Genomic DNA, 2,916 nt, shown 5'->3' with positions numbered 1-2,916 from the left:
AAGGTTAATTGCGTCCTGTTACGAGAACTCATCAGCACCTTAATGCCTGAGAATTTTGAGTTACGGATTCATCCCGACAGTGTCATGCTGAATTATGCTGAATGGTTTCTGCCGGATTCAAACCTGGTAACAATCGCACCGAACTACCTGTGGGTGAGTGATTTTGACTTAAAGAAGGATGATCAGTCACTGAATCTGAATTCGGGCGTGAGGGATAACGGGGATTCACTGTTAATCCTGACGACCGATAATTTTGAATTAAGCGAAGTTGCCAGTCTGGCCGGGGATTCGCTGCCTACCCTCAGCGGCAAGCTGAATGGCAATGTGGATGTCAGAATGAGCGGTACCGGCGCAGGCTTCGAGGCAGACATGGATATTGATGCGCTGGTAATCCGTGGCTTTGCCGTTGGAGATATCAAACTCAGGAGTGAACAGTCGGCAAAGGACACCTACACAGCCGACCTCAGCATTGAGGGCGCCGGGAACGAGGTGAAGTTTTCGGGAACCTATCAGACGGATGGATTCATTGATGCCACGCTTGACATAGCACGCCTGGGACTTGATCCGATTGAGCCTGTTTCAGCCAGAAATCTAAGGGATATTACCGGCAATGTTCACGGAGAATTTTCAGTTACCGGCAAGGTTGATGATCCAAGTGTAAACGGGGATCTTGTGTTTGACCAGGTATCCTTCCTGGTGGGAGCCCTTAGCAGCCGGTTTGAGCTGGATCAACAGGAAATCCGTGTAACAATAACGAGTTCCTTTTTACCAATTTTACACTGGAGGATGCGCAGCGAAGGTCGGCCAGAATAAACGGGAAGGTAAGTACACAGGATTTCTACGAGTTTGACCTTGCGCTGAAGGTAGTAACCGACAGCTTCACGCTGCTTGATTCGGAAGAAAAGGAAAGTAGCCTGATTTACGGGAAAGTAACCGCAACCAGTGAGCTGGACATTTCCGGAACGAACCTGCTGCCCAGTGTGAAACTCGATCTGACGCTCTCAGACGATAGTAAGATAACCTATGTGATCCCGGAGAGTACCATTACAGCACAGGTACAGAACGATGTTGTGACTTTCATTGACAAGGATGAAAAGAACACGGGCTTCCTCGGGAAGGCTTCCGCCCGAGATTCACTTTCACAGAGTGCGCGTGGCGTTCGTCTGGATGCTGTTATCAATGTGCCGGAAAAGGCCGAGCTGAAAATTGTTGTGGATCCGATTACCGGCGATGCACTTACGGTGAAGGGAAATGCACTACTGAATCTCGGCATCCGACCGTCGGGAGATATTACCCTTACGGGCCGGTATGAGGTGAAGGATGGTTCCTACCATATGGATTTTTACGGACTGGTTCAGCGTGATTTCAAGATCCAGGAAGGTAGTTTTATTTTGTGGACAGGAGATATTTATGAGGCAATTCTCAATGTAACTGCTGTTTACAAGACACGGGCAAAGCCTGTACATTCACAAAATACCGAGCGGCTTGATTTTGACGTTCAGCTCCTTTTAACCGGGGAGATTTCGAGCCTGAAATTGCGTTCAAGATTGAGTTGTCTGAAGGGTCGCCGGCACCCATAGAGGTACAATCATGGATTGCTCAGCTGAATCAGGATAAGTCACAATTGAATAAACAGGCATTCGGTTTGCTTATTTTTAATTCGTTCTTTGATGATACTGGTTCAACGGGCAACTGGTACGATAACCTTGCGGCGAATACGGCCCGATCAAGCGTGAGCAGCTTCCTTTCATCCGAGCTGAACAGGTTATCAGACAAAATAGAAGGGGTGGAGCTCACTTTTGATATTTCTTCCTACGAGGATTACAATCAGCAGGGTGAGAACGTTGGCAGAACACAGCTGGAGCTGGGGTTGTCCAAGCAATTCTTTGATAACCGCCTGATCGTAAAGTTTGCCGGAAACTTCGACCTGGAAGGGGAGAGTGCGGACAGGAGTAATGTGTCTGATTTTTCAGGGGATGTTAGGATTGAATATCTGATTACCGAAGATGGAACAGACCGGCTGCTGGGTTTCAGGGGAACAAACGACGACGATCTGCTGCAGGGTGAAATTATACGAACCGGTGGAGGATTTATTTTTGTTCGTGACTACGATTCACTTAGGGAACTCTTGCAAAAAATCGCCGAAAGACTGAATGAAAGGATCACTATTACTGTTTCTGACCCTTGTGATAATATTCCATTCGGCATGTACCGGACATAAATTCCTGCCGCCCGGAGAGCGTTATTACGACGGCGCCGAGGTGACACTTAAACCCCTGGTGGATATTCCACGGAGTGATCTGAAAGAAACAAAAAAGGATGAGCTCGAAATCTTCAAGCTCTCACCCAACAAGCGTTTCCTGGGCACGCGGCCAACGGTATGGTTTTACCATCTGGCAGGAGATGTCGAAAAAGAAAAGGGTTTTCGCCACTGGCTGAAATACAAGGTGGGTAAACGGCCGGTATATTTCAGTGAGCTCGATGTTGTGCTGACGGAGGAGCTGGTCAGGAACAGACTTGAACTGAATGGCTTCTATAATTATGATGTAACGTATGAGATTGACAGCTCGCGGCATAAGGCCTCCATTGAATATATCGCACGCCTGACAGCGCCGTATCGTCTGGACACGATCAACCGGTTTAGTCAGGATTCACTGGCCATTACACGCGTAATTAATGGTTTTAATAACGGAGACACTGCTCGAAACCGGTGCGCGGTATGATTTTGAGGAATTTCAGAATGAGCGTATTCGAATTGAGGAGGACCTTCGAAATCTGGGGTATTACTACTTTGATGACAGGAACATCCTTTTTGAGGCGGACTCGGACTGTTGGCAACCGTAAGGTGAACGTATATCCGGAAATAAGAAAACCCGCGGCATCGCGCAACAGCCTTCAGCAATACAAAATCAATGA

At 47.7% G+C, this 2,916-nt stretch carries 4 protein-coding genes; all 4 read left to right on the top strand.

Going from position 1 to position 2,916, the window contains the following annotated elements; all coding sequences use genetic code 11:
• A partial coding sequence (locus ACXAC4_RS18345) for a hypothetical protein (protein WP_475164419.1) occupies nucleotides 1–813 on the top strand: 813 nt, incomplete at its 5' end.
• Nucleotides 780–1,580 (top strand): translocation/assembly module TamB domain-containing protein, encoded by an 801-nt coding sequence (locus tag ACXAC4_RS18340; protein ID WP_475164421.1) that lies wholly within the window; start codon nucleotides 780–782, stop codon nucleotides 1,578–1,580. The genes ACXAC4_RS18345 and ACXAC4_RS18340, both read left to right, overlap by 34 nt.
• The gene (locus ACXAC4_RS18335; RefSeq protein ID WP_475164417.1) at nucleotides 1,553–2,221 is read left to right on the top strand and encodes a translocation/assembly module TamB domain-containing protein; all 669 of its coding nucleotides are present in this window, start codon (nucleotides 1,553–1,555) and stop codon (nucleotides 2,219–2,221) included. The genes ACXAC4_RS18340 and ACXAC4_RS18335 overlap by 28 nt, the downstream gene beginning before the upstream one ends.
• A 40-nt stretch (nucleotides 2,222–2,261) precedes the next feature.
• Nucleotides 2,262–2,723: a hypothetical protein gene (locus tag ACXAC4_RS18330; RefSeq protein WP_475164415.1), complete on the top strand. Its 462-nt coding sequence runs from the start codon at nucleotides 2,262–2,264 to the stop codon at nucleotides 2,721–2,723.
• The last annotated feature ends 193 nt before the right edge of the window (nucleotides 2,724–2,916 follow it).

The organism is Pseudoalteromonas sp. AWM4_233 (genome assembly GCF_056158285.1).
The sequence above is the reverse complement of the archived record's forward strand: the minus strand, read 5'-3'. Positions and strand labels throughout refer to the sequence as shown.